Genomic DNA, 25,348 nt, shown 5'->3' on the forward strand with positions numbered 1-25,348 from the left:
ATGGCGACTCTCAAAGCCCAGCACCTGGCCAAGAGCTACAAGGGTCGCCAGGTCGTGCGCGACGTGAGCCTGAGCATCGAAAGCGGCCAGATCGTCGGTTTGCTCGGCCCCAACGGCGCCGGCAAGACCACGTGCTTCTACATGATCGTGGGCCTGGTACAGGCCGATCAGGGTCGCGTACTGATCGACGACCTCGACGTCAGCCACCAGCCGATGCACGGCCGCGCGCGCGCCGGGATTGGCTACCTGCCCCAGGAAGCCTCGATCTTCCGCAAGCTCAGCGTTTCCGACAACATCATGGCGATTCTGGAAACCCGTAAAGACCTCAACCGCGAACAGCGGCTGCAGGAACTCGAGAGTCTGCTGCAGGAATTCCACATCACTCATATTCGCGACAACCTGGGCATGAGCCTGTCCGGTGGTGAACGCCGCCGCGTCGAAATTGCCCGCGCCCTGGCCACCTCGCCGAAATTCATCCTGCTCGATGAACCCTTCGCCGGCGTGGATCCCATTTCGGTCGGTGATATCAAGCAGATCATTCACCACCTCAAGGCCAAGGGCATTGGCGTGCTGATTACCGATCACAACGTGCGCGAAACCCTGGACATCTGCGAAACTGCCTACATCGTCAGCGAGGGCCAGCTCATTGCCGAAGGCGATTCGGCGGCGATCCTGGCCAACCAGACTGTCAAGGACGTCTACCTGGGTCACGAATTCCGCCTGTAGCGGATCCCTCCCCATGAACCTCTGCAAGAGCCTGTTACCGTCCGAGCGACATCGAAACGAAATGGTAACAGGCTCTAGGCAAAGGGCTTGGATTCAGGCATATAATTTGCTTCCTAGTGGCGCTTCGTCGCCCTGTCGTGGATTACGTACAGACGCCGGATAAGGTCTGCAATGAAACCATCGCTAGTCCTGAAAATGGGCCAGCAGCTGACGATGACACCGCAGCTGCAACAAGCCATTCGCCTGCTCCAACTGTCGACCCTGGACCTGCAACAGGAAATCCAGGAGGCGCTGGAATCCAACCCGATGCTGGAGCGTCAGGAAGAAGGCGAAGACTTCGACAATTCCGACCCGATGGCCGATGGCGCCGAAAGCCCGACCTCGCCCGCCGCCCAGGAAGAGACCTTTCAGGAATCCAGCTTCCAGGAAAGCACCCAGACCGTCGACAACCTCGAAGAGGGTGAATGGGGCGAACGCATTCCCAACGAATTGCCCGTCGACACGGCCTGGGAAGACATCTACCAGACCAGCGCCAGCAGCCTGCCTAGCAACGATGATGACGAATGGGATTTCACCACCCGCACCTCATCCGGCGAGAGCCTGCAGAGCCATATGCTCTGGCAACTCAATCTGGCGCCCATGTCCGACAAGGACCGTCTGATCGCCGTGACGCTCATCGACTGCATCAACGACCAGGGCTATCTGGAGGAAACCCTCGACGAAATCGTCGAGTCGTTCGCCCCCGAGCTGGACGTCGAGCTGGATGAAGTCGAAGCCGTTCTGCACCGTATCCAGCAGTTCGAGCCATCGGGCATCGCTGCACGGGATCTGCGCGAGTGCCTGCTCCTGCAACTGCGCCAACTGCCCGCCTCCACGCCCTGGCTCAGCGAAGCGCAGCGCCTGACCAGCGATTATCTGGATCTGCTCGGCAACCGTGACTACAGTCAGCTGATGCGCCGCATGAAACTCAAGGAAGATGAGCTGCGCCCGGTCATCGAGCTGATCCAGAGCCTCAACCCGCGACCCGGCTCGCAGATCGAGTCCAGCGAACCGGAGTACGTGGTGCCGGACGTGATCGTGCGCAAGCACAATGATCGCTGGCTGGTCGAGCTCAACCAGGAAGCCATGCCGCGTCTGCGCGTCAACGCCCAGTATGCCGGCTTCGTGAAGCGCGCCGACTCCAGCGCCGACAACACCTTCATGCGCAACCAGCTGCAGGAAGCACGCTGGTTCATCAAGAGCCTGCAGAGCCGCAACGAAACCCTGATGAAGGTCGCCACGCAGATCGTCGAGCACCAGCGCGGCTTCCTGGATTATGGCGACGAGGCGATGAAACCGCTGGTACTGCACGACATCGCCGAGGCGGTAGGCATGCACGAGTCGACCATCTCCCGCGTCACCACCCAGAAGTACATGCACACACCGCGTGGCATTTACGAGCTGAAGTACTTCTTCTCCAGTCATGTCAGCACCTCCGAAGGCGGTGAATGTTCGTCGACCGCGATCCGCGCAATCATCAAAAAACTGGTCGCAGCGGAAAATGCGAAAAAGCCATTGAGCGACAGCAAGATCGCTGGTTTACTGGAAGCACAGGGCATTCAAGTGGCGCGCCGCACAGTCGCCAAGTACCGTGAATCGCTCGGTATAGCGCCTTCGAGCGAACGCAAGCGACTGATGTAAACGCCCTTGTGGGGGACTTCTAAAAACGTTGGCGAGGCAGTCAGCGCAAGGCAAAAACAGGCGAGAAGCGACCGGGGTCGCGCTCGACTTTACGAGTTGTAAATGAGCATTCGAGCCTGTTTTTAACGCAGCGATGACAACGTAGGTAGTTTTTAGAGGTGCCCCGTAGCAAAGCCCCAGTGTTCCTGCGGTGGGTTCACTACCCGCCACTCACACACGGCAACAAGGAGAAGCGGTATGCAAGTCAACATCAGTGGACACCAGCTGGATGTGACAGACGCACTACGCAGCTACATCGAAGAGAAGCTCGAGCGCCTCGAGCGACACTTCGACAAGATCACCAATGTGCAGGTCATCCTGGAGGTCGAGAAACTCAAGCAGAAAGTCGAAGCCACCTTGCACATCGCAGGAGGCGAAGTGGTGGCCAATGCCGAGCACGACGACATGTATGCAGCCATCGATCTACTCACCGACAAACTCGATCGCCAACTTATCAAGCACAAGGAAAAACAGCTCGATCGCCAGCAGGGCGCAATGGCCCGCTGAGTTCGTCCTTCTCCTATGATCCGACTTGAAACCATCCTGACCCCCGGCCGTTCTTTGGTGAACGTGCCGGGCGGCAGCAAGAAACGCGTCCTCGAACAGATAGCCAGCGTGATCGCGCGTGACCTGCCCGATCTCGATGGCCAGACCATCTATGAAAGCCTGATCGCCCGCGAGAAGCTCGGTTCGACCGGCTTCGGTAACGGCATCGCCATTCCCCACTGCCGCCTGCCCGGCTGCAGCACGCCGATCAGTGCCCTGCTCAAGCTGAGCACTGCGGTCGACTTCGACGCTATCGATGGCGCCCCCGTCGACCTGCTCTTCGTGCTGCTGGTTCCTGAGGCGGCCACCGACGAACACCTCGAACTGCTGCGCCAGATCGCCAGCATGTTCGACCGTGAGGATGTCCGCGAACGGCTTCGCCAGGCTCAAGACAGCGAATCCCTGTACCAGACCGTCGTGAACGTCCAGAACGGCCAATAGCCTGCGGGGTGAACCCATGCGCCTGATCATCGTCAGCGGTCGTTCCGGCTCGGGCAAGAGCACGGCGCTCGATGTGCTCGAAGACAATGGGTTCTATTGCATCGACAACCTGCCCGCTGGGTTGCTGCCAGAGCTGGCGGAGCGCGCATTACCCAACACCGAATTGCTGCATCCGCAGGTGGCGGTGTCCATCGACGCACGCAACCTGCCCAGCCAGCTCAGGCGCTTCGCCGAACTGCTCGATGAGGTTCGCTCGCGCAATATCCACTGTGATGTGCTGTATCTGGATGCCAGCGAGGAGACCCTGCTCAAGCGCTTCTCGGAAACCCGCCGCCGCCATCCGCTGACCAACGATCAGCGCTCCCTGGCCGAGGCCATGGTCGCCGAGGTCAAGTTACTGAGCCCGATCATCGACCGGGCCGACCTGAAGATCGATACCACGCACCTGAATCTGTATCAGTTGCGCGACATTCTTAAACTGCGCCTGCTCAACCAGTCGGAGCCAGGCACCGCGTATCTGATCGAATCGTTCGGCTTCAAGCGTGGCATGCCGGTGGACGCCGATCTGGTGTTCGACGTGCGCTGCCTGCCCAATCCTTACTGGAAACCCGAGCTGCGTGATTTCACCGGCCTGGAGCAGCCCGTAGAGGAATATCTGGCAGCACAGGCGGATGTCGAGGAAATGTATCAGGACATCTACACCTACCTGCACAAGTGGCTACCGCGCTTCGCCGCCAGCAACCGCTCCTACGTGACCGTGGGTATCGGCTGCACGGGTGGTCATCACCGCTCCGTCTATCTGGCCAATCGCCTGGGCCAGGCCCTCAAGCCGCTACTGAAGAACGTTCAGATCCGCCACCGCGACCTCAGTTAAGGAATTGCCGCGATGCCCGCCCGTGAAATCACCATCATCAACAAGCTCGGTCTGCATGCCCGGGCCGCCGCCAAGTTCGTTGGCGTCGCGGGGCGCTTTCCGTGCCAGATCAAGATTGGTCGTAGTGCCGAATCGATGGTCGACGGCAAGAGCATCATGGCGGTGATGATGCTGGCGGCAGGCAAAGGCACCAACGTGCACCTGCTGACCGAAGGCGAACGCGAGGACGAGGCGCTTCAGGCGCTGGTCGACCTGATCAACAACTACTTCGACGAAGGCGAATAACCGAGGCGCAGCCGCTTAGAGGAACCAGGCCGAAGCGCCGTCGAGGAGTTTGAGGGCGAGGATCAACCCGCCCGCAAAAACCACCATGAAACCCAATGCATAACGCAGCGAGCGGCGGTTGGCCACGATCAGCTCATGCAGTGGGCTCATGGATGCTCCCAAAAATGTGAATCACGCCAGCGCGGCTTGATAGCGACGGGCAACTTCCGCCCAATCGACCACGTTATAGAACGCGCCGATGTATTCCGGACGACGATTCTGGTAACGCAGGTAATAGGCGTGCTCCCACACGTCCAGGCCGAGGATCGGCGTGTTGCCGTTCATCAGCGGGCTGTCCTGGTTACCGGTACTTTCGACTACCAGCTTTTTCTGCGGTGTCACGCTGAGCCAGGCCCAGCCACTGCCGAAGCGGGTCAGTGCAGCCTTGGTGAAGGCTTCCTTGAACGCCTCGAAGCCACCCAACTGGCTGTCGATGGCCGCTTTCAGATCGCCCTGTGGCTCGCCGCCACCGCTGGTGCTCATCACCGTCCAGAACAGCGAGTGGTTAGCGTGACCGCCACCGTTGTTGATCACGGCACCGCGCTTGTCTTCCGGTACCTCCTTAAGACGGGTCAGCAGCTCCTCGACCGGCAACTCGCCCAGTGCGTTGCCTTCCAGCGCGGCATTGAGGTTGTTGACGTAAGTCTGATGGTGCTTGCTGTGGTGAATCTCCATGGTCTGCGCATCGATGTGCGGTTCCAGGGCATCGTAAGCATAAGGCAGAGCAGGCAGGCTATACGGCATGGTTTCACTCCTCTAATGGTACTGACGGGCGGCAGGCATCGGATGCGCTGCCGTTGACGCATCGCCGGACGCATGTGCCTCCAGCAATCGATCTGTACGGGGGTAGGCCCCGTGCTCGGCGACAAAGTTCAATACACCGGCGTAAGTGCGCCGGCTGTGATTCATGGCGGCCTGGCGCAGCGCAGGCGACAGGTGCGCGGCCGCCATGCAGTGCAACAGGTATTCATGACAGGCGCACAAATGCTCGGCCGCGCCCTCGGGGTGGCCGATCGTCAACTGCAGGTCGGCCAGGTTGTGCTGCGAGACGACGAACGCGGCCACCGCTGCATCGGCATCGCGCCAGCGCTCGAACAGCACCTGCGCCAGGGCGAGTGCCTGTAGATACTGCTCGCGCGCCTCGACCCAGCGGCCTTCGGCGAAGTAGCGGTTACCGGCTTCGATGAGTCGTTTCCACTGCTCCATGATCTGCCTCCTCGCCTGACGTCAGACACCGATGCGCTGCAACGCCTAGAGACCACCTTCGGTAAGGCGTTCAGGGTTGAGCAGCTGTTCCAGTTCGGCACGGCCCAGCTCGGTCATTTCCTCGGCTACATCGATGATGGGGCGGCCTTCGCGGTAGGCTTTCTTGGCGATTTCCGCAGCTTTCTGGTAGCCGATCAACGGATTGAGCGCGGTTACCAGAATCGGATTGCGCCCCAACGCTTCCTTGAGCTTGGGCTCGTTGACCTTGAAGCTGGCGATGGCGCGGTCGGCCAGCAGGCGGCTGACATTGGCCAGCAGCTCGATGCTGCCGAGCAGGTTGTGGGCGATGACCGGCAGCATGACGTTCAACTCGAAGTTGCCGGACTGCCCGGCCACGGCGATGGCGGCGTCATTGCCGATTACCTGGGCGGCGACCATGGCGGTGGCTTCGGGGATCACCGGGTTGACCTTGCCGGGCATGATCGACGAGCCGGGCTGCAGGGCTTCCAGCTCGATCTCGCTGAGGCCGGCCAGGGGCCCCGAGTTCATCCAGCGCAGGTCGTTGGCGATTTTCATCAGCGAAACGGCAGTGGTCTTGAGCTGGCCGGACAGCGCGACCGCGGTATCCTGGGAGCCGATCAGAGCGAAGAAATTGGTGCCCGGCGTGAACTGCCGACCGGTCAGGGCATTGAGCTCCTGGCAGAACAGCTCGGCAAAACGCGGATGGGCGTTGATGCCGGTGCCCACCGCGGTGCCGCCCTGAGCCAGCGCCTGCAGCGCCGGCAGCAACCCGGTGAGTAGCTGGATGTTGGCCTGGATCTGCTGAGCCCAGCCATCGAGCACCTGGCTCATGCGCACGGGCATGGCATCCATCAGGTGAGTACGGCCGGTCTTCACGTACGGCTGCACCGCCAGGGATTTGTTGCACAGCACTTCGAGCAGATGCCCCAGGGCGGGCAGCAGCTTTTCGCTGACCTCGATGGCGGCACTGACATGGATGGTGGTGGGGATGATGTCATTGCTGCTCTGGCCGCAGTTGACGTGATCGTTGGGGTTGATCGGCTCGCCCAGAATGCGCGTGGCCAGGGTGGCGATCACCTCGTTGGCGTTCATGTTGGAGCTGGTGCCGGAGCCGGTCTGAAACACATCCACCGGAAAATGCTGCATGAAGTCTTCGGCCAGCAATTGCTGGCATGCCGCGACGATTGCATCGCCCTGGGCGGGCAGGATCTGCTCCAGGTCGACGTTGGCGCGAGCGGCCGCCGCCTTGGCCAGCACCAAGGCTCGTATGAACGCCTCGGGCATGGCCTGCCCCGACACCGGGAAGTTGTTGACCGCACGCTGGGTCTGGGCGCCATACAGCGCTGCGGCGGGCACAGCCAGTTCACCCATGCTGTCGCGTTCGATACGGGTGTCGCTGCGGTGGTTACTCATAAGGATTTCCTTCTGCCAGTTCGGACATAGAAAGCGAGGGCTGCATGCGCAACGTTGCCAGACGATTGCGCGCGCGATTGAGGCTGCCTTGCTGCTCGCGGTCGACCGCCAGGTGCTGCAGGGCATAGAGCGAGCGGTAGGCGTGATCCAGGCAGACACTGCGCCAGTGCCAGGGCAGCGCCGTATCGCAGGCGGTGTCCATGAGCAGGGTCAGGGTGGTCAGCGACATCCGCCAGGGGCACAGGCGCCCGTGTTCGACCAACTGCCTGCCCTGGGCCCAATGCAGTTCCAGCAGCCGCGGCTCGTCCGGCAGCAGCGCGCAGCGAATCCTGAATCCCAGCCAGTGCCAGCAATCCAGACAGGGCGTATTGCTCGTGCGAAATCTCATGGCAATCCCTCAAAAGATAATGATATTAATTCCTAAATAGGAAAAATAATCAATCCCTTGCGGTAAATGCAAACGCAGATGCCGATTCAGCAGGAAGGAGTAAGCGGGAAGTAGGCAGATATGCCCGGTGAGCCTTATGAAGGGAAACACGAGTATCTAAAACCGTCGCCTTGCGCGACGGTTTTCGAGAAAAGGGCACCTGGGATGCCCCGTTGAACTCAACTGCCGGCGACGGTCATTTTCTCGATCAACACCGAGCCCGTGCGGATATTGCTGCGCAGTTCCAGATCGCTACCCACCGCGACGATCTGCCGGAACATGTCGCGCATGTTGCCGGCGATGGTCACCTCCTGCACGGCGAACTGGATCTCGCCATTTTCGACCCAGTAACCGCCCGCACCGCGTGAATAGTCACCGGTCACCATGTTCAGGCCGTGGCCCATCAACTCGGTGACCAACAGACCGCGACCCATGCGCTTGATCAGTGCCTGCTGATCTTCCTCGCCGTGGCTGACGAACAGGTTGTGTACGCCTCCGGCATTGGCGGTGCTGGGCATGCCCAGCTTGCGCCCGGAGTAGGTGCTCAGGATGTAGGAAACCAGCCGGCCACCCTCGACGAACGGCTTGGCGTAAGTGGCCAGCCCGTCGCCATCGAACGCGGCGCTGCCCATGGCCCGCGGAATGTGCGGGCGCTCGTCGAGATTCAACCAGGACGGGAACAGTTGCTCGCCCAGAGTGCCTTCCAGGAACGACGACTTGCGGTACAGGGCGCCACCTGAGATGGCGCCGAGAAAGCTGCCGAACAGCCCGGTGGCCAACTCCGCGGAAAACAACACCGGCACCTCGCAGGTCGGCACCGGCCGAGCGCCAAGGCGGCTGACCGCCCGTTGCGCGGCGCGCCGGCCGATGCTGGCAGGGTCAGCGAGCAGATTGCCCTGGCGGTTCACGTCATACCAGTAATCGCGCTGCATCTGCCCTTCGCTCTCGGCGATCATCACGCAACTGAGGCTGTGGCGGGTGCTGGCGTAACCGCCGATGAAGCCATGGCTGTTGCCATACACGCGGCAGCCCTGGTGGGTACCCAGGCTGGTGCCATCGGCATTGCGAATGCGCGCATCGGCATCGAAGGCCGCCGCTTCGCAGATCAATGCACGCTCGACGGCTTGCTCGGGGGTGATGTCCCAGGCGTGATAGAGGTCCAGCTCCGGCAGGTCGCGGGCCATCAGTGCGGCATCGGCCAGGCCGGCGCTTTCGTCCTCGGAGGCGTGCTTGGCAATCGCCAGGGCGGCGGCCACGGTTTCGCGAATGGCTGCCTCGCCGGTGGCCGAGGTACTGGCCGAGCCTTTGCGCTGGCCCACGTACAGGGTGATGCCGAAACCCTGGTCGCGATTGAACTCGACGGTTTCCACCTCGCGCTGACGCACCGTGGTGGAAAGCCCCTGCTCTACCGATACGGCGACCTCGCAGGCGGTGGCGCCCTGCTTTTTGGCCTCGGCGATAATCTGTTCGACCTGCGCCTGCAAACCGGGCAACGCGGCGGGTCCGACTACTTCCACTTCACTCATAACGACTCCTGAACGATAGCCACAGCGGCAACGACGCGGGTCGCGCATGCGGCAAGAAACTTGCTGCTATCATGGCGGCGTTTCCCATTGGATCACCGCCCCATGTCTGATTACTCCGATGACTTCTCCGGCGAGAAGAGCAAATCCCAGGTCAAGCGCGAGCTGCATGCGCTTCAGGAACTGGGCCAGCGCCTGGCCGGCCTCAAGCCCGACTTGCAGCGCAAGCTGCCGCTGACCGACGCCCTGCGCCGCGCCCTGGAAGAAGCACCGAAGCACACCGCCAATTCGGCCAAGAAGCGCCATGTCCAGTTCATCGGCAAGCTGATGCGCGAACAGGACATCGACGCCATCGTCGCGCTGCTCGACCAGGTCGACGCATCCACGCGCCAATACAACGAACGCTTCCACAACCTCGAGCGCTGGCGTGACCGGCTGATCGAGGGCAACGACGAGGTGCTGGAAAAATTCATCACCGAGTACCCCGACGCCGACCGCCAGCACCTGCGCGGGCTGATTCGCCACGCCCAGCACGAAGCGGCCCAGAACAAGGCGCCGGCCGCCTCACGCAAGATTTTCAAGTACATCCGCGAGCTCGACGACGCCCAGCGCGGCCTGCGCTAGGCGCCGTCCTGCGCGGGTGACGCCCCCGCCCGCGCCCATCACGCGCCGGTCCCGCCGACTGTGATCGCATCGATCTTCAGGGTAGGCTGACCGACGCCGACCGGCACCGACTGACCATCCTTGCCGCAGGTACCGACGCCGCTGTCCAGCGCCAGGTCGTTGCCGACCATCGATACCCGGCTCATCGCCTCCGGGCCGTTGCCGATCAGGGTCGCGCCCTTGACCGGTGCGGTGATCTTGCCGTCCTCGATCAGGTAAGCCTCGCTGGTGGAAAACACGAACTTGCCGCTGGTGATGTCGACCTGACCGCCGCCGAGGTTGGCGCAGTAGATGCCCTTCTTCACCGACCGGATGATTTCCTCGGGGTCGCTCTCGCCAGCCAGCATGTAGGTGTTGGTCATGCGCGGCATCGGCAGGTGCGAGTAGGATTCGCGGCGGCCGTTGCCGGTGCGCGCCACGCCCATCAGGCGGGCGTTGAGCTTGTCCTGCATGTAGCCCTTGAGCATGCCGTTCTCGATCAGCGTGGTGCACTGGGTCGGCGTGCCCTCGTCGTCCATGCTCAACGAACCACGGCGCTCGGCCAGGGTGCCGTCGTCGACGATGGTGCACAGTTTTGACGCCACCTGCTGGCCGATCTTGCCACTGTAGTTGGAACTGCCCTTGCGGTTGAAGTCGCCCTCCAGGCCGTGGCCGACCGCCTCGTGCAGCAGCACGCCGGACCAGCCGGCACCCATCACCACCGGCAGGGTGCCGGCCGGTGCGGCGATCGCCTCGAGGTTGACCAACGCCTGGCGCAGCGCCTCGCGGGCGTAGCCCATGGCCCGGTCTTCGCTGAGAAAATAGCGGTAGTCGGTACGCCCACCGCCGCCGTGGCCGCCGCGCTCACGACGGCCGTTCTGCTCGACGATCACACTGACGTTGAAGCGCACCAGCGGGCGGATATCGGCGCCCAGGCTGCCGTCGGTGGCTGCGACCAGCACGCGGTCCCAGACGCCGGCCAGGCTCACCGTCACTTGCTTGATGCGCGGATCCAGGCCGCGGGTGGCGACGTCGATGCGCTTGAGCAGCTCGACCTTCTGGGCACGGTCGATCACGTCCAGCGGGTTGTCGGCGGCGTACAGCGGCATCACTTCGGTAGCCTTGAAGGCCTGCACGCGGCCCTGCTGGCCGGCGCGGGCAATCGAGCGCGCGGCGCGAGCCGCCTGGCTCAGCGCTTCGGGGGTGATGGCATTGCTGTAGGCGAAGCCGGTCTTTTCACCGGACTGGGCACGCACCCCCACGCCCTGATCGAGGTTGAAACTGCCTTCCTTGACGATGCCGTCTTCGAGCACCCAGGTTTCCGAGACCTGGGTCTGGAAGTACAGGTCGGCGGCGTCGATGCCAGGGCCGGCCAGCTCGCCGAGCACGCCAGGCAGATGCTCCAGGGTCAGGCCGCCGGGGCTCAGCAGTTGCTCGCTGACGGTCGATAACAGGTCGCTCATAAGGTCTCCACATCAGGCTGCCGCGGCTCGGCCGCAGCGAAAAATCGTTTGTGTCGCAGCACAGGCATGCGCTCGCGGATCGCCAGCTGCTCGCCGGCATCGCGCTTGGCCAGCAGCATCGTTTCACCCTCGGCGTACTCTGCCAGCTTACGCCCCCAGGGGTCGACGATCAGGCTGTGGCCGTGGGTTTCTCGGCCGCCAGGGTGAATGCCGCCCTGGGCCGCCGCCAGCAGGTAGCACTGGGTTTCGATGGCGCGGGCGCGGATCAGCACCTCCCAGTGCGCCGCCCCGGTAACCCGGGTGAAGGCCGAGGGCGCAGTGATCAGCTCGGCGCCTGCCTCACGCAGGGCGCCATATAGCTCAGGAAAGCGCAGGTCATAGCAAACGGTCAAACCCAGACGCCCGACGGGTGTGTCGGCCAACACTATTTGCCCGCCATGGGCATAGTCGTCCGACTCGCGATAGCGGCCGCGGCTGTCGCTGACGTCCACATCGAACAGGTGCAGCTTGTCGTAGCGCGCGACGAACTGGCCGTGCTCATCGACCAGTAGCGAGCAGGCCCGCGGCTTGCCTTCGGGCTCGCCTTGCGGCGGCAGCGGCAAGGTGCCGGCAACGATCCACAGGCCGAGCTCTCGGGCAGTGCGCCGCAGCCAGGGTAATACCGGCCCCTCGCCGCTGGCCTCCAGCCGACCCAGGGCGGCGGCATCGTGCCGGCCCAGGGCCGAAAAGTTTTCCGGCAGCACGGCCAGTCGTGCGCCATCCGCCGCCGCTTGCTCCAGCAGGCGCCGAGCCTGCTGGAGGTTGGCGGCGATATCGTCCTGGCTGACCATCTGGATCACGGCGAATGGCATCGGCACCTCCGGCTCAGTTGGGCTTCTCGAACGGCTTGTCGAATTTCAGCTCCGGGTCGTGCAGCGTGCCCTTGACGTCGTACTGCACGCTGGCGAAGCGCGCCACGCGGTCGCCGAGCAGCTTGTCGGCGATGAACAGCGCGCCGCCGATAGCCGGTGCCCCAACGATCAATGCGGCGATTGGCAGGTTGTTGGTGACCGGCAGGGTGACCAGCAGCTTGGCATCGATCCCCTCGTTGACCATGTTCAAGGTACCGTTGAGCTCCAAGTTGCTCGACGGACCGGTCATGGTGATCGGCTCCTGGGTGACGAAAACGCCGTCGGTGGCCAGCAGGTTGCCTTTCACCCGGTCGTAGCTCAAGCCCTTGTCGAGCAGGTCGGAAAAATCGAGACGCAGGCGACGGCCGATGGAGTTGAAGTTGAGCAGGCCGAACACTCGCAGCGCCGAGGCCGAGCCCTGTACGTCGACGAACTGACCTTTGCGCAGCGCCGCATCGAGGCTGCCGGAATAGCGCTTGAGGCTGAACCAGGCGGGAGAGCCTGGCCAATGCCCATCAGCATCCAGGCGGAAGCTCTCGCTGGTCGCCGATGGCGCGTAGCCCCACGCCTTGAGCACTTCGGATAATTTCTCGCCCTGCATGCGCCCCTTGTACCAGCTGCGCGTCTGCCCCGGCACGCCCTGCCAGCCGATCGCGCCGCCCAGCTTGAGGCCCTTGAGGTTGATATCCAGGTCGCTGAACTGCACGCCCTGGGCATCCGGGCGCGCCTTGAGCGACCAGGTGCCCATGTCGTCGTCGCCCTGGAACACGTGGGCGATGCGCAGATCCAGCGCAGGAATCTGCCGCGGGTCGAAGTCGGCCAGCGGGTCTGGTGCTTCCGGCTCCGGCGCGTTCTCGGTCTTCGGCTTGGACGCCGGCAGGCGCACGTATTCCATGTCGGCGACGATAGGCTTGCCGGTTGCCTCGAACAGATCGATACGGCCCTTGGCCAGAGTGCTGTCCAGGCTCAGCGACCAACCGCCATCGAGCGGACGCAAGCCGACATCGAGATCGTCGAGCTGCTGACCGAGCCCCTCGAAACGCCCGATGCGCAGCTCGGCGTCGCTGAACAGTTGCTGGGCATTCTGGCGGGACGACTGCTGGTAGGGCTCGATCGCCTTCTGCCACTCGGCCAGGTTGACCTGGGCGACACGGCCCCGCACGCGCACGCCACGGGTGGTCGGCAGAATCGCCGGGCCGTCACCGAGGCGCAGCTCACCACGGCTCTGCTCGAACTTGCCCGGTGGCGCGGCAAGGGTAAAGCTGGCGACATCGGCGTAGTCGAGCCAGTAGCGCTGCTCGGCGCCGCTGAAAGTCATGCGCCAATCAGCGTAACGCTCTTCGTTGCTCGCCTTGCCGAAGGGTGCCGGCAGCGCAATGCTCAGGCCCTTGAGGTTGGAGTCGACGCGCAACTGGCTTTGCGCTCCCTCCAGGCTCAACCGCAGGCGATACGGCAGGGTGCCTTCGGCGGGCAGCTTCTGCGTGACGCCCAGCCATTGCGTCAGGTTGTTCAGGGCCACCACACCATTGGCTTCGATATGGCTGCGCGCCTGACCCGGCCGGCCATCGGCCACCGCCTTGCCACGAATGGCGTGGCCAAGCGCCCGCGCAGTTATCGACGGTGCGCTCAGGCCCTTGCTCGTGTCGTAGCGGAAATCGCCGGTCACGTCACTCAGTTGCAGCTCCGGCTTGCTGATCGCCAGCGAGGCCTTGTCGGCGCTGAAGTCGACGATCACGTTGGCCGGCTCGCCTTTCTGCAGCGGAATGTCCAGATCCAGCGCACCATCCAGGACGCCCTCGCCCTTCCAGCCGGCGAAGGTATCGGCGACACCCAGCGGTGTTTCCTGAAGAATCTTCAGGCCGTCGCCAACGCTGCTCTGCAGCTTGCCGTTGAGTTTCAGGTGTGGGGTCTGGCCAGCGTCGACATGGGGGATATCAGCGAACGCTTCGCGCACACGGCTGTTCAGGATGCTGCCTTCGGAAACCCGCACGCGTACGCCGCTGTCTTCGATCAGCACCTGCCCACGGGCATCACGCAACGTGGGCCAGCCGGGCTGAAAGGCCAGCTCGGCGTCCTCCACGTCGAAGAACAGGCTGATGCTGCGCACTGCAGGATCGGGGTTGCGGTTGATCGAACCCTGATACTGAAAGTAGCCCTCGTTGACCTTGCCGCTGTGGATGGCGGTCTTCAGCCATTCGTCGAGGGCCGGGCTGAGCACCGGCGTCGGCAGGTATTTCTCGGTGAAGCGCGCATCGCCGTCGCGCATACCGACGCGCAGGTCCATGTAGTCCTCGCGCTCGGGGTCCTTGAGCATGCGGATCAGGAAGTCGCCAGCCACCTTGCCCTCTTCGCCCACCACCTGCAAATAGGGCGCGCGCAGGGTGAAGCCTTCGTCGTCGAGGGTCCAGGTCAGCCGACCCTTGGCCTCTTGGTAGACCCAGGCCTTTGGGAACAGGGTGGTCAGGTGCAGGGAGAAATCTTCGCTGTCGACCTTCAGCTCGCCGCCGCCGAGGTCGCCGGTGATGCTGCCACTGCCGTTCTCGACGGCAGGCGAGGCATGCCAGGCGGAAAAGCCGACACGCTCCAGGTTGGCAGAGAACTGCAGGCGCTGCGGACCTTGCGCCTCCGGCTGATAGCTGGCGTTGAGGTTACGCAGGCCGCCATGGGGCTTGAGGGTCTGCAACAGATCCAGCGCCGTGTCCGGCAGCGGCGCCAAGCTCTCGACCAACGGCACCAGAGGGCCGACATCGAGGCGGTCGGCGCTCAGCTTCCAACGCTGTGACTGGTCGTCCTTGGCAGCCTGATGGCCCAGGGCGATGCGTGCTTCACCCCAGCGGTCGTCGCCGCGGCTGAAGGCGAAATCATCCAGCAACAGGTCGAAGTCATCACCGTTGCGCTCGAAGTAGGCATTCAGGGCCAGGTCCTTGAGGGCGACGGACTTGCGCTCGCCATAATGCCCCTTGATGGCCGGGGCATGCAGGCGGGTGACCGCGCGCTGTAACTGACGCTGATCCCACACGCCCCACAGCTCTCCGCCCAGTTGCAGGTTGTCGAGGTGCCAGTCGCGCGTCAGCCTGGGCGGCAGCCAGGCTGCCCAGTCGCTCTGCGGCGCATTCAGATAAAGCTCGGCGCGGGCGTCCTGCCAGTGATCGGGCTGGATACGCGTGCGCAGCTGCAGAGCCAGGGGTTGGCCATCCGGCAGATGCAGGCGCGCGTTCAGGCGCTGACGGCTGCTGCCGTTATCGACGCTGAGGTTGATGTCGGTGAGTTGCAGCGGCTCCTGCCCGAGCGGCTGGACGCTCACCCGGCTGCCGAGCAGGGAAAGATGGCCGAGCACCCGGGACTGGCGCAACGCCTTGGCGACATCCAGCGGCGGCTGATTCTGCCGTTGCGGCAGGCCGTCCACATGCCAGGCGCCCTGCTCGTCCTCGCGCAGGGTCAGGCTCAGGCCATCGAGCTGCAGGTCGGCGAGGCGCGGTTGCCAGGCCATCAGGCTGCCGAGCAGGTCAGGCACCACCTTCACCTGCTCGAGCGCTAGCGCCTGCTCGCCTTCGCCAATACGCAGATCGCGCACGGTCAGCAGCGGCGCGAAACCGCTCCAGTGGCCTTCCAGCGCGCCAATGGCGACCGGCATGCCCAGGGCCTCGCTGGCGCGGGTTTGCGCCTCCTCACGATACTCGGCCACCAAAGGTACCAGCTGGCGACCAAGGCTCACATAAAAGGCGGCCAGCACCAGGCCCAGCGCACACAGCCCCAGGCTCCAGCGCAACAGCGTGGCGAACGCCAGCCCCAAACGCGCCATTCAGTTCATGCTCCGTTCCGGCCGGGCGCCTTCAAAGCAGCACCACATCGTATTGTTCCTGGGAGTACATGGTTTCGACCTGGAACTTGATGGTTCGTCCTATGAATGCTTCGAGGTCGGCGACGTTGCCCGACTCTTCGTCGAGCAGACGGTCGACCACCTTCTGGTTGGCCAGCACGCGGTAGCCCTCGGGCTGGTAGGCGCGGGCTTCACGAAGAATTTCGCGGAAGATCTCGTAGCAAGTGGTTTCCGCGGTTTTCAGCTTGCCGCGACCCTGGCAGTGGCTGCACGGCTCGCACAGCACCTGCTCGAGGCTTTCGCGGGTGCGCTTGCGGGTCATCTGTACCAGGCCAAGTTCGGTGATGCCGATGATGTTGGTCTTGGCGTGATCGCGCTCCAGCTGTTTTTCCAGGGTACGCAACACCTGGCGCTGGTGCTCCTCGTCTTCCATGTCGATGAAGTCGATGATGATGATCCCGCCGAGGTTGCGCAGGCGCAGTTGCCGGGCAATCGCGGTGGCCGCTTCGAGATTGGTCTTGAAGATGGTTTCCTCGAGCGTGCGGTGACCGACGAAGGCGCCGGTATTGACGTCGATGGTGGTCATCGCCTCGGCCGGATCAATGATCAGGTAGCCGCCGGACTTGAGCGGCACCTTGCGCTCCAGGGCCTTCTGGATCTCGTCCTCGATGCCATGCAGGTCGAAGATCGGCCGCTCGCCCGGATAGTGCTCCAGACGATCGGCGATCTCCGGCATCAGTTCGGCGACGAAGCTGGTGATCTTGCCGAAGGTTTCCCGCGAGTCGACGCGGATCTTCTCGGAGCGCGGGCCGACCAGATCGCGCAGGGTACGCAGGGCCAGGCTCAGGTCTTCGTAGATCACCGAGGGCGTCGGCGCACTCTTCATCTGTTCGCCGATCTGCGTCCACAGGCGGCGCAGGTAGCGGATGTCGACGAGGATCTCGTCGGCCCGCGCGCCATCGGCCGCGGTGCGCAGGATGAAACCACCGGCTTCGGCAATGCCTTCGGCGGCCACGCAATCGGCGACCACCTGCTTGAGGCGCTCGCGCTCGGCTTCGTCTTCGATCTTCAGGGAGATGCCGACATGACTGGTGCGCGGCATGTACACCAGATAACGCGACGGGATCGACAGCTGGGTGGTCAGGCGCGCGCCCTTGCTACCGATGGGGTCCTTGGTGACCTGCACGGTCAGGCTCTGGCCTTCGTGCACCAGGGCGCTGATGCTCTCCACGGCGCTGCCTTCGCGGCTGGAAATTTCCGAAGCATGGATGAACGCCGCACGCTCCAGGCCGATGTCGACGAACGCCGCCTGCATGCCGGGCAGCACGCGCACCACTTTGCCTTTATAGATGTTGCCGACGATGCCACGGCGCTGGGTGCGCTCGACGTGCACCTCCTGCAGGACACCGTTTTCCACCACCGCCACGCGCGACTCCATCGGCGTGATGTTGATCAGGATTTCTTCACTCATGCGCCCATCTCTTGGCTGAGATGAAGTTGAAAGCAGCGCCGGGCCCATCACGCCCGTACCATCGCGGCCTGCAACCTCTGGGTTATGCGCTGGCAGTCTGTTGCCAGCACGGAATCGCGAATTGCGCGAGCAGTTCGGCAGTCTCGCACAACGGCAGGCCGACCACCGCTGAATAACTGCCCTGCATCTGGCTGACGAACACTGCAGCCAGCCCCTGAATACCATAACTGCCGGCCTTGTCGCGCGGCTCGCCAGTGGCCCAATACGCTTCGATCTGTGTCCGGTCGAGGGGTTTGAAGCGCACCGTGCTGGTCACCACACGGGCCTCGGCGCGGGCCTGGCTGACCAGCGCGACGGCGGTCAGCACCTGATGCTCGCGGCCGGACAGCGCAGCCAGCGTGGCCAGCGCATCCTCGCGGTCGACGGGCTTACCGAGAATACGGCCATCGAGCACCACGGCGGTGTCTGAACCGAGCACCACGGCGTCCTGGTGATCCGCCAGGGTATCGAAGGCCGCCTGCGCCTTGGCTAGCGCCAGGCGCTCGACGTAGGCGGCTGGCGCCTCGCCCGGCTGTGGGGTTTCATCGATGGGCACCACATGAGTGGCGAAGGAAACGCCGATCTGCGCGAGCAGCTCGCGACGGCGCGGCGACGCAGAGGCCAGGTAGAGCGTGGTCATGCACAGGTCTCGCAATCAAGCGCCGCAGCGCGGTTCAGTTGACTCGCATGCGCCGGTGCACCGCGCGCAGCAGGGTGCACACCCAGGGCCAGAGCAGCGCGCTGACCAGAGCCGGCAACACGAAGGCCAGAGTCGGCGGGCGGTTGCCGGTCAGGGCGTTGAGCCACAGTTGCACCAGTTGGGCCACGCCGAACACCACCAGCAGCACCATGCTCTGCTGCCACATGGGAAACATGCGCAGGCGCTGGTGCAGGCTCAACACCAGAAAGGTGATGAGGGTGAGGATCAGCGCGTTCTGTCCCAGCAGCGTGCCGTTGAGCACGTCCGCCAGCAGGCCGATGCAGAAGGCACTGGTCATGCCGACGCGGTGCGGAACCGCCAGCACCCAGTAGGTGAGAAACAGCGCCAGCCACAGCGGCCGGCCGATCTCCATGAAACGCGGCAGCGTGGACACACTGAGCAGCAGCGCCAGTACCAGGCTGGCCCAGATCACCCAGAGGTTGCTGGAACGGGTGGCGATCATTGGCGGGCCTCCTCAGCGCCGGCGGGTTCTGCCGGCGCAGCTTCAGGTGCCGGCGCTTCGACTGGCGGCGCATCCTCGACCGGCGCCTCGGCATCGGGATGCTCGAGGGCGCGGCGATCGACCTCCTCCTGGGCCTCGGCCGACTCGGCAGCGCGCTGCTCCGGCGTGCGCGGGTCGGTGAAAACCAGCAGCATGTAGCGGGTCCGGTTGAGATTGGCGGTCGGCACTGCGCGCACGATGGCGAACGGCTGGCCGGAGTCGTGCACCACCTCGGTCACCGTAGCCACCGGATAGCCGGCAGGGAAGCGCTGGCCAAGGCCGGAACTGACCAGCAGGTCGCCTTCCTTGATGTCGGCGGTGTCGGCCACATGGCGCAGTTCCAGGCGCTCGGGGTTGCCAGTGCCGGTGGCGATGGCGCGCAGGCCGTTGCGGTTGACCTGCACGGGAATACTGTGGGTGGTATCGGTGAGCAGCAGCACACGGGAGGTGTACGGCATCACTTCGACCACCTGGCCCATCAGGCCGCGGGCATCGAGCACCGGCTGGCCGAGCACCACGCCGTCCTTCTCGCCCTTGTCGATGAGAATGCGATGGGTGAAAGGGTTGGGGTCGATACCGATCAGCTCGGTGGCCAGCACCTCGTCGTCGACCAGGGCCGAGGAGTTGAGCAGCTCGCGCAGCCGCACGTTCTGCTCGGTCAGCGCGGCCAGCTTCTGCAGGCGGCGCTGCATCATCAGCTGTTCGGCCTTGAGCTTCTCGTTCTCGGCGGCCAGCTCGTTGCGTGAGCTGAGTTCCTGGGTGGCGCTTTCCCACAGGGTGACCGGCAGGCGGCCGAGCCAGTAGACGGGCTCGACGATCAGGCCGAGCTGGCTACGAACCGACTGCAGGACGGTAAGACGGGCGTCGACGACCATCAGAGTGGCCGACAGCACGGCGAACACCAGCAGGCGTACACCGAGCGACGGACCTTTGGCGAATAGCGGCTTTATGGCGATTACCTCGTAGCCTGCCCGGAAGCTGCATGCGGCGCGATGGTAGCTTCCGAGCTGCTGCAGCGTGAGGCGTGCGGCTTATTCGGTGGACAGCAGATCCATGGTGTGGCGATCCATCATTTCCAGCGCCTTGCCGCCGCCACGGGCGACGCAGGTCAGCGGATCCTCGGCGACGATCACCGGCAGGCCGGTTTCCTGGCTCAGCAGCTTGTCGAGGTCACGCAGCAGCGCGCCACCACCGGTCAGCACCAGGCCGCGCTCGGCGATGTCCGAAGCCAGCTCCGGCGGCGACTGCTCCAGGGCGCTCTTGACCGCCTGAACGATGGTCGCCAGGGACTCCTGCAGCGCTTCGAGCACTTCGTTGGAGTTGAGGGTGAAGCTGCGCGGTACGCCTTCGGCCAGGTTACGGCCACGCACGTCGACTTCACGAATCTCGCCGCCCGGGTAAGCGGTGCCAATTTCCTGCTTGATGCGCTCGGCGGTGGACTCGCCGATCAGCGAGCCGTAGTTGCGGCGCACGTAGGTGATGATGGCTTCGTCGAAGCGGTCGCCACCAACCCGCACGGATTCGGCGTAAACCACACCGTTCAGGGAGATCAGCGCGATTTCGGTAGTACCACCGCCGATATCGACGACCATCGAACCACGGGCCTCTTCGACCGGCAGGCCGGCACCGATGGCAGCGGCCATTGGTTCTTCGATCAGGAACACTTCGCGGGCACCGGCGCCCAGGGCGGATTCACGGATGGCGCGGCGCTCGACCTGGGTCGACTTGCACGGCACGCAGATCAGCACGCGCGGCGACGGCTGCAGGAAGCTGTTTTCGTGAACCTTGTTGATGAAGTACTGCAGCATCTTTTCGCAGACGCTGAAGTCGGCGATCACGCCGTCCTTCATCGGGCGAATGGCGGCGATGTTGCCAGGAGTACGACCGAGCATGCGCTTGGCGTCGGTACCGACAGCGACGACGCTCTTCTGATTGCCATGGGTACGAATGGCGACGACCGACGGCTCGTTCAGGACGATGCCGCGCTCGCGTACATAAATGAGGGTATTGGCAGTGCCCAGGTCAATCGACAGATCGCTGGAAAACATGCCACGCAGTTTTTTGAACATGGGATAGGGACCCTAGGCAACGCGTGGTAAAGATCGGCGCAAGAAAACACGCAGGTAAAAAAGTGCGGCAAACTCTAACAACGGCAGGGATTTTGAGCAAGGCACCAATATGTTAGATTGCCTGTTTTTCCGCGGCCTTGAGGCATCTTTCACACGGGTGGCGACAGCACTGAAAAGCTGTCATGCGCTACCGGTAACCGCCCCAAGCCGCACGTCGCCGCCTTAGACCGCCAGCCAAACGCATCCGTTCCCTGCCACCTGTGCACGGGTACCTGCCGATACGCACGCTGGCGACCGCCTGGCGGCCAGTTTTCAAAGGGAGAACCCGATGGCGCTTGAACGCTCCGAGGTGGAAAAGATCGCACACCTGGCCCGCCTGGGCCTGAGTGACAGTGAACTGCCACAGACCACCGCAACCCTCAACAGCATTCTGGGCCTGATCGACAACATGCAGGCGGTCGACACCACCGGCATCGAGCCCCTGGCCCACCCGCTGGAAACCACCCAGCGTCTGCGTGCCGACGCCGTTACCGAAGCGAACCAGCGCGACGCCTACCAGGCCATCGCCCCGGCCGTGGAAAGCGGCCTGTACCTGGTTCCCAAAGTCATCGAGTAAGGAAAGCCTTCCGCCATGCATCAATTGACCCTGGCCGAGATCGCCCGCGCACTCGCCGACAAGCAATTCTCCTCTGCCGAGCTGACACAGAGTCTGCTGAGCCGCGTCGAGCAGCTCGACCCGCAGCTCAACAGCTTCATCACCGTCACCGCCGACCAGGCCCTCGAGCAGGCCAAGGCCGCCGACGCCCGCCGCGCTGCGGGTGAAAACGGCCCGCTGCTCGGCGCGCCGATCGCCCACAAGGACCTGTTCTGCACCCAGGGCGTGCTGACCAGTTGCGGCTCGAAGATCCTCACCGGCTTCAAGGCCCCCTACGACGCCACCGTGGTCGACAAGCTCAAGGCTGCCGGCACCGTCAGCCTCGGCAAGCTCAACATGGACGAGTTCGCCATGGGCTCGGCCAACGAATCCAGCCACTACGGCCCGGTCAAGAACCCCTGGGACACCAGCCGTGTACCCGGTGGTTCCTCCGGCGGCTCCGCAGCTGCCGTGGCGGCACGGCTGATTCCGGCTGCAACCGGCACCGACACCGGCGGCTCGATTCGCCAGCCGGCCGCGCTGACCAACCTCACCGGCATCAAGCCGACCTACGGTCGGGTGTCGCGCTGGGGCATGATCGCCTACGCCTCCAGCCTCGACCAGGGCGGCCCGCTGGCCCGCTCTGCCGAGGATTGCGCCCTGCTGCTCGGCGCCATGGCCGGTTTCGACCCGAAGGATTCGACCAGCGTCGATCAACCGGTCGATGATTACCTGGCAGCCCTCGCCCAGCCGCTGGCGGGCCTGCGCATCGGCCTGCCCAAGGAATACTTTGGTGCCGGCCTGGACGCGCGCATCGGCGAGAAAGTCATGGCCGTGGTCGAGGCGCTGAAAAAGCTCGGCGCCACCGTCAAAGACATCAGCCTGCCGAACATGCAGCACGCCATCCCGGCCTACTACGTGATCGCTCCGGCCGAGGCCAGTTCCAACCTGTCGCGTTTCGACGGCGTGCGTTTCGGCTACCGCTGCGAGAACCCGAAGGACCTGCAGGATCTGTACAAGCGCTCCCGTGGCGAGGGCTTCGGCGAGGAAGTGAAGCGCCGCATCATGGTCGGCACCTATGCACTGTCCGCTGGCTACTATGACGCTTACTACATCAAGGCCCAGCAGATCCGCCGCCTGATCAAGAATGACTTCGTGGCGGCCTTCAAGGACGTCGACGTGATCCTCGGCCCGACCACGCCGAACCTGGCCTGGAAGCTCGGCGAGAAGAACGCCGACCCGGTCTCCGCCTACCTGGAAGACATCTACACCATCACCGCCAACCTGGCCGGCATCCCCGGTCTGTCGATGCCGGCGGGCTTCGTCGACGGCCTGCCGGTGGGCGTGCAGTTGCTTGGCAACTACTTCCAGGAAGGCCGCCTGCTCAACGTCGCACATCAGTACCAGCAGGTCAGCGACTGGCACCAACAAGCACCGAGCGGATTCTGAGGAACACTTTATATGCAATGGGAAACCGTCATCGGGCTCGAGATCCACGCTCAGCTCAGCACCCAATCGAAGATCTTCTCGGCCAGCGCCACCACCTTTGGCGCCGAGCCCAACACCCAGGCCAGCCTGGTCGACCTCGGCATGCCCGGCACCCTGCCGGTGCTCAATGCCGAAGCGGTGCGCATGGCCTGCCAGTTCGGCCTGGCCATCGACGCCGAGATCGCCGAGCGTAACGTCTTCGCGCGCAAGAACTACTTCTACCCGGACCTGCCGAAGGGCTACCAGACCAGCCAGATGGACCACCCCATCGTTGGCAAGGGCTTCCTCGACATCACCCTGGAAGACGGCACCGTCAAGCGCATCGGCATCACCCGCGCGCACCTCGAAGAAGACGCCGGCAAGAGCCTGCACGAAGACTTCCAGGGCATGAGCGGCATCGACCTGAACCGCGCCGGCACGCCGCTGCTGGAAATCGTCTCCGAGCCGGACATCCGTTCGGCCAAGGAAGCGGTGGCCTATGTGAAAGCCATCCACGCACTGGTGCGTTACCTGGGCATCTGCGACGGCAACATGGCCGAAGGTTCGCTGCGCTGCGACTGCAATGTGTCGGTACGTCCGAAAGGCCAGGCCGAATTCGGCACGCGCCGTGAGATCAAGAACGTCAACTCATTCAAATTCATTGAGCGCGCGATCAATACCGAGATCGAGTGGCAAATCGACGAGATCGAGTCTGGCAACAAAATCGTGCAGGAAACCGTTCTGTACGACGTAGCAGCCAACAAAACCAAGTCCATGCGCAGCAAGGAAGAAGCCAACGACTACCGTTACTTCCCCTGCCCGGACCTGCTGCCGGTGGTGATCGAGCGCAGCTTCCTCGACGAACTGCGCAGCGGGTTGCCCGAGTTGCCGCCGCAGAAGCGCGAGCGTTTCGAAAGCCAGTTCGGCCTGTCCACCTACGATGCCAGCGTGCTCAGCGCCAGCCGCGAGATGGCCGACTACTTCGAAGCAGTCGAGAAGACCTGCGGCGACGCCAAGCTGTCCGCCAACTGGGTGATGGGCGAGCTGTCCAGCCTGCTCAACAAGGAAGGCCTGGAGATCGAGCAGTCGCCGGTGTCCGCCGAGCAACTGGGCGGCATGATCCTGCGCATCAAGGACAACACCATCAGCGGCAAGATCGCCAAGATGGTCTTCGAGGCCCTGGCTGCCGGTGAAGGCGCCACCGCCGATGAAGTGATCGAGAAGAAGGGCCTCAAGCAGGTCACCGATTCCGGTGCCATCGAGGCGATGCTCGACGAAGTGCTGGCCGCCAACGCCGAGCAGGTAGAACAGTACCGCGCCAGCGACGAAGCCAAGCGTGGCAAGATGTTCGGCTTCTTCGTCGGCCAGGCCATGAAAGCCTCCAAGGGCAAAGCCAACCCGGGGCAAGTGAACGAACTGCTGAAGAAAAAGCTCGAAGGCTGAGCCTATGAAAACGCCGGGTTTGCCCGGCGTTTTCGCATCTGAAGTTCGGGATGGAGAAAAGCAATGCGTCGATTATCGGTACCGCTGGCGATGTTCAGCCTGCTGCTTGCCGGCTGTAGCAGCTTTGGCGGTGGCGTCCCCGGCGATTACCGCGCCGAGGGCAAGGCCTCCTATTACGGCAAGGCCCACCACGGCAACCGCACCGCCAGCGGCGAGCTCTTCGACCAGAACGCACTGACCGCCGCCCATCGCACCCTGCCCTTCGGCACGATGGTGAAGGTCACCAACCTCAACAACGACCGCAGCGTAGTGGTGCGAATCAACGACCGCGGCCCCTTCGCCCGCGGGCGGATCATCGACGTGTCGCGCAAGGCGGCCGAGGCGCTGGACATGATCCGCTCGGGCGTGGCGCCAGTGCGTGTGGAAAGCCTGAAGTAGACAACAGCTTAGTTGCACCATCCTGGCGCCGTTTTGCCCAAACGATTCGCCCCGGGGCGGGGCTCCCACATTGACCGCGAGCAACCCAACGCCCGTGTAGGAGCGCCGACTCGGCGCGAACTCGATTGTGGCCTTGCTGCAAAGCCGGCGTCGTACACACGATTCGCCGCGGGTCGCAGCTCCCACAGTGATCGCAAGGAACCCAACGCCCGTGTAGGAGCGCCGACTCGGCGCGAACTCGATTGTGGCCTTGCTGCAAAACCGGCGTCGTACACACGATTCGCCGCGGGTCGCGGCTCCCACAGTGATCGCAAGCAACCCAACGCCCGTGTAGGAGCGCCGACTCGGCGCGAACTCGATTGTGGCCTTGCTGCAAAACCGGCGTCGTACACACGATTCGCAGCGGGTCGCGGCTTGTATGTTCTAGGCTAGGAACCTGTCGGGGGGTGGAGGGACATGCGCGGCTTCTGCAAGCGACAAGCCAGACAGTGGGAGAATTCCCCCACCCCATACTCACCGCAAACGCCGATAAGGAATCCTTCGGTCGGAG

25 protein-coding genes are annotated in these 25,348 nt (G+C 63.7%); 11 read left to right on the forward strand and 14 right to left on the reverse strand.

Annotated elements, in window-relative coordinates; all coding sequences use genetic code 11:
• The 6 genes from lptB (at nt 1) to BVH06_RS07265 (ending at nt 4,591) form a co-directional block, all read left to right on the forward strand.
• Entirely contained in the window at nt 1-726 is a 726-nt protein-coding gene (gene lptB, locus BVH06_RS07240; RefSeq protein ID WP_075929212.1) for an LPS export ABC transporter ATP-binding protein, read from the forward strand.
• Between the two features lie 171 nt (nt 727-897).
• Entirely contained in the window at nt 898-2,406 is a 1,509-nt protein-coding gene (locus BVH06_RS07245; RefSeq protein WP_075933637.1) for an RNA polymerase factor sigma-54, read from the forward strand.
• Between the two features lie 237 nt (nt 2,407-2,643).
• Complete coding sequence (gene hpf, locus BVH06_RS07250; protein WP_013792760.1) at nt 2,644-2,952, forward strand: ribosome hibernation-promoting factor, HPF/YfiA family; 309 nt, start codon at nt 2,644-2,646, stop codon at nt 2,950-2,952.
• A 15-nt stretch (nt 2,953-2,967) separates the two neighbouring features.
• A complete protein-coding gene (ptsN, locus tag BVH06_RS07255) occupies nt 2,968-3,432 on the forward strand; it encodes a PTS IIA-like nitrogen regulatory protein PtsN (RefSeq protein WP_075929214.1) in 465 nt (154 codons plus the stop codon).
• 16 nt (nt 3,433-3,448) lie between these two features.
• Nucleotides 3,449-4,306 (forward strand): RNase adapter RapZ, encoded by an 858-nt coding sequence (rapZ, locus tag BVH06_RS07260; RefSeq protein ID WP_075929215.1) that lies wholly within the window; start codon nt 3,449-3,451, stop codon nt 4,304-4,306.
• 12 nt (nt 4,307-4,318) lie between these two features.
• Entirely contained in the window at nt 4,319-4,591 is a 273-nt protein-coding gene (locus tag BVH06_RS07265) for an HPr family phosphocarrier protein (RefSeq protein WP_075929216.1), read from the forward strand.
• 15 nt (nt 4,592-4,606) lie between these two features.
• On the opposite strand, the gene BVH06_RS26025 is transcribed toward BVH06_RS07265, so the two are convergent.
• The 6 genes from BVH06_RS26025 to pmbA form a co-directional block, all read right to left on the reverse strand.
• Entirely contained in the window at nt 4,607-4,741 is a 135-nt protein-coding gene (locus BVH06_RS26025; RefSeq protein WP_256562703.1) for a hypothetical protein, read from the reverse strand.
• Between the two features lie 21 nt (nt 4,742-4,762).
• Nucleotides 4,763-5,374, reverse strand: coding sequence for a superoxide dismutase (locus tag BVH06_RS07270; RefSeq protein ID WP_075929217.1), 612 nt, complete (start codon nt 5,372-5,374; stop codon nt 4,763-4,765).
• A 12-nt stretch (nt 5,375-5,386) separates the two neighbouring features.
• Complete coding sequence (locus BVH06_RS07275) at nt 5,387-5,836, reverse strand: hypothetical protein (protein ID WP_075933638.1); 450 nt, start codon at nt 5,834-5,836, stop codon at nt 5,387-5,389.
• 45 nt (nt 5,837-5,881) lie between these two features.
• Nucleotides 5,882-7,270 (reverse strand): class II fumarate hydratase FumC, encoded by a 1,389-nt coding sequence (gene fumC / locus BVH06_RS07280; protein WP_075933639.1) that lies wholly within the window; start codon nt 7,268-7,270, stop codon nt 5,882-5,884.
• Entirely contained in the window at nt 7,263-7,658 is a 396-nt protein-coding gene (locus tag BVH06_RS25835; RefSeq protein ID WP_075929220.1) for a hypothetical protein, read from the reverse strand. The genes fumC and BVH06_RS25835 overlap by 8 nt, the downstream gene beginning before the upstream one ends.
• A 218-nt stretch (nt 7,659-7,876) precedes the next feature.
• Nucleotides 7,877-9,223 carry a metalloprotease PmbA gene (pmbA, locus tag BVH06_RS07290; RefSeq protein WP_075929221.1) on the reverse strand — a complete coding sequence of 449 codons (1,347 nt, stop codon included), beginning with the start codon at nt 9,221-9,223 and terminating at the stop codon, nt 7,877-7,879.
• A 102-nt stretch (nt 9,224-9,325) separates the two neighbouring features.
• On the opposite strand from pmbA, the gene yjgA reads away from it, so the two are divergent.
• Nucleotides 9,326-9,844 carry a ribosome biogenesis factor YjgA gene (gene yjgA, locus BVH06_RS07295; RefSeq protein WP_075929222.1) on the forward strand — a complete coding sequence of 173 codons (519 nt, stop codon included), beginning with the start codon at nt 9,326-9,328 and terminating at the stop codon, nt 9,842-9,844.
• Between the two features lie 38 nt (nt 9,845-9,882).
• Here yjgA and tldD read toward each other — a convergent pair whose 3' ends face one another.
• The 8 genes from tldD to mreB all read right to left on the reverse strand — a co-directional run bounded on the left by tldD (nt 9,883) and on the right by mreB (nt 20,816).
• Complete coding sequence (tldD, locus tag BVH06_RS07300) at nt 9,883-11,325, reverse strand: metalloprotease TldD (RefSeq protein WP_075933640.1); 1,443 nt, start codon at nt 11,323-11,325, stop codon at nt 9,883-9,885.
• Nucleotides 11,322-12,176, reverse strand: a complete 855-nt coding sequence (locus tag BVH06_RS07305; RefSeq protein ID WP_075933641.1) for a carbon-nitrogen hydrolase family protein — start codon at nt 12,174-12,176, stop codon at nt 11,322-11,324. Before BVH06_RS07305 ends, tldD begins: the two co-directional genes overlap by 4 nt.
• A gap of 13 nt (nt 12,177-12,189) precedes the next feature.
• Complete coding sequence (locus BVH06_RS07310) at nt 12,190-16,017, reverse strand: YhdP family protein (RefSeq protein ID WP_075933642.1); 3,828 nt, start codon at nt 16,015-16,017, stop codon at nt 12,190-12,192.
• A gap of 31 nt (nt 16,018-16,048) precedes the next feature.
• Entirely contained in the window at nt 16,049-17,506 is a 1,458-nt protein-coding gene (gene rng / locus BVH06_RS07315) for a ribonuclease G (protein WP_075929226.1), read from the reverse strand.
• Nucleotides 17,507-17,588: 82 nt separating this feature from the next.
• A complete protein-coding gene (locus tag BVH06_RS07320) occupies nt 17,589-18,185 on the reverse strand; it encodes a nucleoside triphosphate pyrophosphatase (RefSeq protein WP_075929227.1) in 597 nt (198 codons plus the stop codon).
• Between the two features lie 34 nt (nt 18,186-18,219).
• Nucleotides 18,220-18,708 carry a rod shape-determining protein MreD gene (gene mreD / locus BVH06_RS07325; protein ID WP_075929228.1) on the reverse strand — a complete coding sequence of 163 codons (489 nt, stop codon included), beginning with the start codon at nt 18,706-18,708 and terminating at the stop codon, nt 18,220-18,222.
• Nucleotides 18,705-19,697: a rod shape-determining protein MreC gene (mreC, locus tag BVH06_RS07330; protein WP_075929229.1), complete on the reverse strand. Its 993-nt coding sequence runs from the start codon at nt 19,695-19,697 to the stop codon at nt 18,705-18,707. The genes mreD and mreC overlap by 4 nt, the downstream gene beginning before the upstream one ends.
• Before the next feature lie 81 nt (nt 19,698-19,778).
• The gene (gene mreB, locus BVH06_RS07335) at nt 19,779-20,816 is read right to left on the reverse strand and encodes a rod shape-determining protein MreB (RefSeq protein WP_070884352.1); all 1,038 of its coding nucleotides are present in this window, start codon (nt 20,814-20,816) and stop codon (nt 19,779-19,781) included.
• Between the two features lie 328 nt (nt 20,817-21,144).
• Here mreB and gatC point away from each other — a divergent pair, with 328 nt between their 5' ends.
• The 4 genes from gatC (at nt 21,145) to BVH06_RS07355 (ending at nt 24,798) form a co-directional block, all read left to right on the forward strand.
• Complete coding sequence (gene gatC / locus BVH06_RS07340) at nt 21,145-21,432, forward strand: Asp-tRNA(Asn)/Glu-tRNA(Gln) amidotransferase subunit GatC (RefSeq protein WP_013792779.1); 288 nt, start codon at nt 21,145-21,147, stop codon at nt 21,430-21,432.
• Between the two features lie 15 nt (nt 21,433-21,447).
• A complete protein-coding gene (gatA, locus tag BVH06_RS07345; protein WP_075933643.1) occupies nt 21,448-22,899 on the forward strand; it encodes an Asp-tRNA(Asn)/Glu-tRNA(Gln) amidotransferase subunit GatA in 1,452 nt (483 codons plus the stop codon).
• 12 nt (nt 22,900-22,911) lie between these two features.
• On the forward strand, nt 22,912-24,360 hold the full coding sequence (gatB, locus tag BVH06_RS07350) for an Asp-tRNA(Asn)/Glu-tRNA(Gln) amidotransferase subunit GatB (RefSeq protein ID WP_075933644.1): 1,449 nt from the start codon (nt 22,912-22,914) through the stop codon (nt 24,358-24,360).
• 63 nt (nt 24,361-24,423) lie between these two features.
• Nucleotides 24,424-24,798, forward strand: a complete 375-nt coding sequence (locus BVH06_RS07355; RefSeq protein ID WP_075933645.1) for a septal ring lytic transglycosylase RlpA family protein — start codon at nt 24,424-24,426, stop codon at nt 24,796-24,798.
• The last annotated feature ends 550 nt before the right edge of the window (nt 24,799-25,348 follow it).

The organism is Pseudomonas sp. PA27(2017) (genome assembly GCF_001945445.1).
Lineage (GTDB): Bacteria > Pseudomonadota > Gammaproteobacteria > Pseudomonadales > Pseudomonadaceae > Aquipseudomonas.